Origin of the sequence: Amnimonas aquatica (genome assembly GCF_002943415.1) — a bacterium.
Lineage (GTDB): Bacteria > Pseudomonadota > Gammaproteobacteria > Pseudomonadales > Moraxellaceae > Perlucidibaca > Perlucidibaca aquatica_A.
On sequence record NZ_PTQZ01000098.1, the window covers coordinates 1 to 6,282 of the forward strand.

General features: G+C 67.0%; 5 protein-coding genes. All 5 read left to right on the plus strand.

The window, feature by feature from the left end:
* Window positions 1-396: 396 nt before the first annotated feature.
* The gene (locus tag C5O18_RS05300) at window positions 397-2,376 is read left to right on the plus strand and encodes a hypothetical protein (RefSeq protein WP_105192101.1); all 1,980 of its coding nucleotides are present in this window, start codon (window positions 397-399) and stop codon (window positions 2,374-2,376) included.
* Between the two features lie 7 nt (window positions 2,377-2,383).
* Window positions 2,384-4,084, plus strand: coding sequence for a hypothetical protein (locus C5O18_RS05305; RefSeq protein WP_146089221.1), 1,701 nt, complete (start codon window positions 2,384-2,386; stop codon window positions 4,082-4,084).
* Window positions 4,085-4,117: 33 nt separating this feature from the next.
* Entirely contained in the window at window positions 4,118-5,005 is an 888-nt protein-coding gene (locus C5O18_RS05310; RefSeq protein WP_105192104.1) for a hypothetical protein, read from the plus strand.
* 16 nt (window positions 5,006-5,021) lie between these two features.
* Window positions 5,022-5,681: a hypothetical protein gene (locus C5O18_RS05315; RefSeq protein ID WP_146089222.1), complete on the plus strand. Its 660-nt coding sequence runs from the start codon at window positions 5,022-5,024 to the stop codon at window positions 5,679-5,681.
* 85 nt (window positions 5,682-5,766) lie between these two features.
* A partial coding sequence (locus C5O18_RS05320; protein WP_105192121.1) for a YaeQ family protein occupies window positions 5,767-6,282 on the plus strand: 516 nt, incomplete at its 3' end.

Below are 6,282 nucleotides of genomic sequence, written 5' to 3' on the forward strand. Positions count from 1 at the left end.
CGTCATGAACAAGAAGAAACTGGGATTCGCCGCGCTGGCCGTGGTCGCCATCGCAGGTGCATGGACCGTGGTCACGCTGCCGCCGGCACCGCCCGCGGTGCCGGCCGTGCCCGACAATATTCCGGTGCCGGTGGTGCCCGAGCTGACCTACTACGACCTGCCCACCGGCCAGGTGCCGGTATCGACGGAACCGTACCGCTCGACCTATCGCAGCGTGTCGCTGGATGACCTGGTCGAACGCAAGCTGACCACCGGCATCTACACCGGCACGCCGTACTGGATCCAGCGCAAGCAGTGGTTCGAGGACAACTATTACGCCACCCTGGCCGCGCGCAAGGTNCGCCGCCGTGCAGCCAGACGCAGCCCACCGGCTACGATGCCGAAGGCTGCCGCTACGTGGCGCAGCTGTTCACCGACGTGGCGGCGAAGGACCCGGCGAAGGCCGAGGAGATGCGCGAACGCGTGCGCCGTGGCCGTGATGTCTGGTTCAAGGGCACCTTCGGCAACCAGGACGAGAACTACCTGCACCAGACCCGCGTGATCGGCAAGGGCAACGCCAACTATCCCTGGCTGGACACGCGCACGCGTGCCGAACGCTTCAGCAAGTGGGGCCTGATCAACGACCCCGACTGCGTGCAGGGCGACGCTTCCACCAACTGGTACGACAAGTGCCAGGACCCGCATTCCTCCGGCGTGCTCGGCTACCGCAAGTACTACGCCGATTCGATCAGGGACAAGCAGGGCAAGGTCATCTACGACCCGCGCACCGCGCCGTACGAAAAGGACGAGATCAAGCAGAACAAGCGCTTCGTGATCGGCCACCCCTGCGTGCAGTGCCATGTCGGCTTCGACCCGACCAACCCGCCGGCTAACCCGAACCAGCCGACCTGGGCCAACCTCAGCGGCACCATCGGCAACCAGCACATCGTGCAGCCGGACGCCTTCTTCCACGGTGTGCCGGAAAGCAGCCCGGCGCGCCAGGTGCTCAAGGGCGGCCGCCTCGGCACCATCGACACCTCGCTGGTGGCTTCGGACTGGATGCACAACCCGGGCACCCAGAACAACATCATGGACTTCCACAACAAGCGCCTGTTCGAGCACGTCATGAAGGACCCGGTCACCGGCGCGGTGAAGAAGGGCATGACCCGGCACGTGCTCAAGGGTGCCGAGGACAGCGTTGGCGAACACCTGGCGCTGATCCGCGTGTACGTGAACATCGGCATGTGCACCGAGGAATGCTGGGTGCCCAACTTCCCGCATCCCGGCAAGCTCTTCGGCCGCGGCAGCGAGCAGAGCCCCATGCGCATCATGCAGTGCGCCGCCGAATGCGACGCCTGGAACTACGCCGACGCCAAGATGGATGACCTGGCGCTGTTCCTGATGACCGCCGGCCCGACCTATCTGCTGGCCTCGAAGGATATCGACGGCACGTCCGGCGAGCAGTTCATCGACAAGGCGGTGATTCCGCAGGGCCGCAAGGTTTTCGCCCGCGAGTGCGCGACCTGCCACAGCACCAAGATGGCGCCGGCGAACATCCGCAATGACCGCGTCGCGCTGGAGAAGTTCTACGACGGCCACGTGTTCGGCAAGGAAGACTACTGGACGCTGGAATACAGCGCCGCCGAACGTGGCGATCCGAAGTTCGTGGCCAATTTCCTGGCCAGGGACAAGGATGGCCGCCTGCGTCCGAAGCAGTTCGCCGAAAAGGGCATCTTCGGCCAGGACTGGCTCGGCAACGACGAGCGCACGCCGTTCAACATCATCGGCACCAACATGTGCCGCGCGCTGCACGACAACCACAACCAGGGCCATATCTGGGAGGAGTTCTCGTCGGAGACCTACAAGAACTCGCCGTCGCCGGGCAGCGTGCCGTACGTGCTCAACCGCATGATTCCGGGCATCGGCGGCAAGAAGCTGGGCGAACGCAAGGTCGAGGGCGGCCCGGGCTACCTGCGCAACATCTCGCTGCTGTCGGTCTGGGCCACGGCGCCGTTCCTGCACAACAACGCCATCGGCGAGGTCACCTTCCTGCCGGATGGCGCGCCGGACTACACCCTGCGCGGCCGCATCAAGCAGTTCGAGATGGCCTACGACGAGCTCATGACCTCGGACAACCCGAAGGCGGAGAAGCACCGTCCGCAGAAGACGCTGGTGACGACGGAAGACACCCAGGTCACCGCGCGCGAAGACATGCAGGGCTGGCCGAAGATCACCATCAAGAAGGGCACGCCGGTGGCCAACATCGCTTCGCAGAACCCGCACAAGCCGCTGTTCATGGGTTGCGACGACCCGGTGGAGAACAAGGGCCACCAGTTCGGCGTGGATCTCTCGGCGCAGGACAAGCACGCCCTGCGCGAGTTCCTCAAGCTGATGTGAGCCCGGCATGAAGCGAGTGATGCTGTGGGGGCTGGTGCTGGCCGCGCTGGCGGCCGGCGCCTGGTACGGGCTGAAGCCGGCGACCAGCAGCGCCGACATCACCGAGCTGGCGCGCGAGGGCCGGCCGGACCCGGCCATGGTGTCGGCGCAGGTCATCAGCCAGGAGGACCTGCCGCCGGCGGGCACGCGCTCGCTGTTCGACCACCTGATCACCCAGCACGACGGCCTGCCGTATCCGTTCGAGAAACTGGTGAAGCTGGTGCAGGCGCAGCACCCGGACGGGCAGCTGCCGGTGGCGGTGCTGATTCCCAACGGTCGCTCGCTGCTCAAGGCGCAGGCCACCAATGCGCATCCGCGCGCGCTGATCGCGGCGGATTTCGAACTCGCGAACAAGACCGGTCTGGCCATGACGCCGCGCGGCCAGCTGTTCATGGGCTTTGTCGAGAAGGCCAACGAGATCGAGGTGCTGAGCTACAACGAGGCCGCCGGCCGCTTCGAGTTCCAGCTGGTACAGAACTACTGCGCCGGCTGCGTGCCGCGCATCGTCTACGCGCGCCGTGCCATCTGCACCACCTGCCACCAGGGCGGCGGGCCGATCTTCCCGCAGCGGCCGTGGAACGAGACCAACGGCCAGCAGGACACCGCCGGGGCCATCGCCGCCGCGCGCGGCAACGCGCATCCGTACATGAGCATTCCGCTCCAGCAGCCGCTGGCCATGCCGGAGCGCTTCGACCAGCTCACCGATCAGGGCAGCTTCATCAACGTCACCCAGCGCCTGTGGCTGGACGGCTGCGGTGCCGACGGCAACGACTGCCGCCGGCTCATGCTGAAGCTGGCGCTGCATTACGCCGACAGCCCCGGCAGTTTCGATGCCGCCGGCGTCGATGCGCAGCGCCTGCGCGAACTGCAACGCCGGCATTTTCCCAAGACCGGCATCGCGGTGCCGGAGTCCGACCTGCCCAACCGTGATCCGCTCGGCGAGCGTCGCGGCCTCAAGGGCTGGTGGCAGGGTCTGTGGACACGCGAAATCAAGCCGGGCGAGGGCGCCCGCGACAACGAGGACCTCGCCGCCTTCGACAAGCTGCCCAAGCTGCCGGTGCGTCTCGATCCGCTGACGCCGCGCGTGCCCAAGCAGGTGCTGACGGCGGAGGACATCGACGGGGTCTACGGGCTGGCGGCGCTGTTCAGCGAATCCGACCTGCGCGGCCTGGGCGAGGGCAGCGGTTTCGACATCCGCCGGCTGGCGGCGAAAGTGGATGCGCTGCCCGACAGCCACTTTGCGGCGCGTCCGTTCGTGCGCGTGCACTTCATGCGCGCGCTGCTGGGGCGCGAGGCCGAGTACTGCTGCCTGAACACGGTGGAGATGTCGCCGCCGGTGGTGTCCGGGCTGCCGCCGCTGAAGATCGTGAAACAGGGGGTGCTGCACGATTTCGAGCGCTACTGCTTCGCCTGCCATCGCGGCAATCCGGCGCTGCGCCTGGACTTCATGGCCGGCGCCAGTGAGGACGCGGTGCTGGAGAACATCCGTGGCAAGACCCTGATTCGCGACGTGCTGGACTGGGAACGCTACGAAGGCACCGACAAGGCCGCCGCGCTCATGCCGCCGCGCGATTCGCTGCAGTACCAGGCCATGAAGCAGGCCGGCGCCGAGGGCGAGCGGGCACGGGCGGCCATGCGCGGCGCCGTGCCCGGGCTGTTCGGTTTCTGACCCCGGGCATGGTCCCGGAACGAGGATGATGTGATGCGCAGTACCTTGTCGACCAGCACCCTGCCGATCAGCACCTTGGCGAGTCCTGCCGCGTCAGCCGAGGCCGCGCCGGCTGACGCCGACGGCATCAGGGCCGCTTCGCCGCGACGCATGGCGCTGCGCGCGGCGCTGCTGGCGCTGGCGATGCTGCCGTCGGCCGCGTCGGCGATGCCCCTGCTGGCGCGCGAGTACAAGCAGGAATACGGCTACATGCCGTCCTGCAACGCCTGTCACAGCGATGGCGGCGGCTCCACGCTGAACGCCTACGGCAAGGCCTTCAAGGCCGCCGGCAAGAACGCGGGCGCGTTCGCGCGCATCGCCAACCTCGACAGCGATGGCGATGGCGCGTCCAACGGCAGCGAAGCCGCCGCCAGGGCCAACCCCGGCGACCCGCGCTCGACCCCGGCGAAGCCGGGCGAGTGGCTGGACATCGCCAGCCTGATTCCGCGCGAGGTGCGCGCGCAGTTTCCCGGCGTGCGTACCTGGCTGCCGCGCGATGCCCTGCTGACTCCGGCCGATATGACGGCGGCGAAGGCCCTGGGCGTGACGCTGAACAAGGACGACGAGAACACGATCTACATCCCGCTGGAGAGTCAGCGGCCGGCCGGCACCGCGCTGATATTCCGCGCCACGCACCAGGGCAAGGACTTCTTCCTGCTCATGACCACCGACCGGCAGCTGAAGATCGCCCAGGTGCAGGTGCTGCACGCCAACGCCGTGCCGCAGGCGAAGAACAGCAAGGTCTACGGCAGTTTCGCCGGCCTGCCGGCGCAGCAGGTGCCGGCGCCGTCGGCCAAGGAAGCGGCGACGCTGGATGGCGCCATCCGGCTGGCGGTGAAGCGCGCCGGCGTGCTGCTCTACGTGCGCCTGAAAGGCGCCTGAACCGGAGGAAATGGCCATGGCCGACCAGCAGTTCGATTTCTTCAGCGATGCCCCGGTGACTGACGCCGCCATTGTCCAGCTGCCGCCGGAGCCGTCGGCCTGGCTGACCGTCGGCGGCCCGATCGCGCTGGTGGCGTTCTTCCTGCTCATCTGCCTGCTGCTGCGCTGGTTCATTCCCTTCCGCGATCCGCGCGTCGAGTTCTCGCTGCAGGACCTGCCGGTGGCGGCGCAGCGCGGCATCGGCCTGGCCACCATCCTGTTCGGCATCGCCTTCTTCTTCGGGCTGGCGGAAGTGCACTACCAGCTGCAGCTGCACGGCAGCACCGACGCCTACTTCGCCAACATGAGCCGGGGCAAGCTGATCGCCTTCACCCATGCCCACCTGTTCGGCTTCACCACGGCGTTCTTCATCATCGGCATTCCGTTCTCGCTGCACTTCAACCGGCTCAGCATCTACCAGTGGGTGTTCCCGGCCGGGCTGGCGGCGGCGCTCACCGACATCATCTCGTGGTGGGGCATCAAGTACGTCTCGCCCAACTTCGACTACGTCACCATGTTCTGCGGCGCGGTCTACGGCGGCGCCTACCTGTGGATGCTGATCGGCATCGTCCGGGTGATCTTCTTCCCCTCGCTGCGCTGGCTGCCCGACTACATCAACGAGCGACGCGGCAAATGAATTGTCGGACAATCAATCTCCAATTTGACATGGCCTGATGTATCATGCCGCGCATGACCAGATCGTCACGGAGCGGCCCCAGGCCATGGCACTGAAGTCCACGATCTACAAGGCGCAGCTGAACATCGCCGACATGGACCGCGATTATTACGCGGACCATGTGCTGACGCTGGCCTGCCATCCCTCGGAGACCGAGGAGCGGCTCATGGTGCGTGTCCTGGCCTTCGCCATGTACGCCGACGAGCAGCTGCAGTTCACCCGCGGCCTGAGCAGCGAAGACGAGCCCGACCTGTGGCGCAAGGACCTCACCGGCGCGGTCGAGCACTGGATCGAGCTCGGCATGCCGGACGAGACGCGCATCCGCAAGGGCTGCCACCGGGCCCAGCAGGTCACCATCTTCACTTATGGCGATTACGCGCCGCCGGTGTGGTGGGAAAAGCTGCGCGGCAGCGTGCAGCGCTTCGACAACCTCAATGTGCTGCACATCGATGGCGCCACCAGCGCGGCGCTGGCGGCCACGGCTGCGCGCGGCATGGAGCTGCAGGTCAGCATCCAGGACGGCACGATCTGGTTCAGCGCCGGCGACAGTCCGATCGAAGTG

Excerpts from the sequence above, each read along its gene's own strand:
- C5O18_RS05305 (WP_146089221.1), top strand. The coding sequence starts at position 2,384 with ATGAAGCGAGTGATGCTGTGGGGGCTGGTGCTGGCCGCGCTGGCGGCC.
- C5O18_RS05310 (WP_105192104.1), top strand. The coding sequence starts at position 4,118 with ATGCGCAGTACCTTGTCGACCAGCACCCTGCCGATCAGCACCTTGGCG.
- C5O18_RS05315 (WP_146089222.1), top strand. The coding sequence starts at position 5,022 with ATGGCCGACCAGCAGTTCGATTTCTTCAGCGATGCCCCGGTGACTGAC.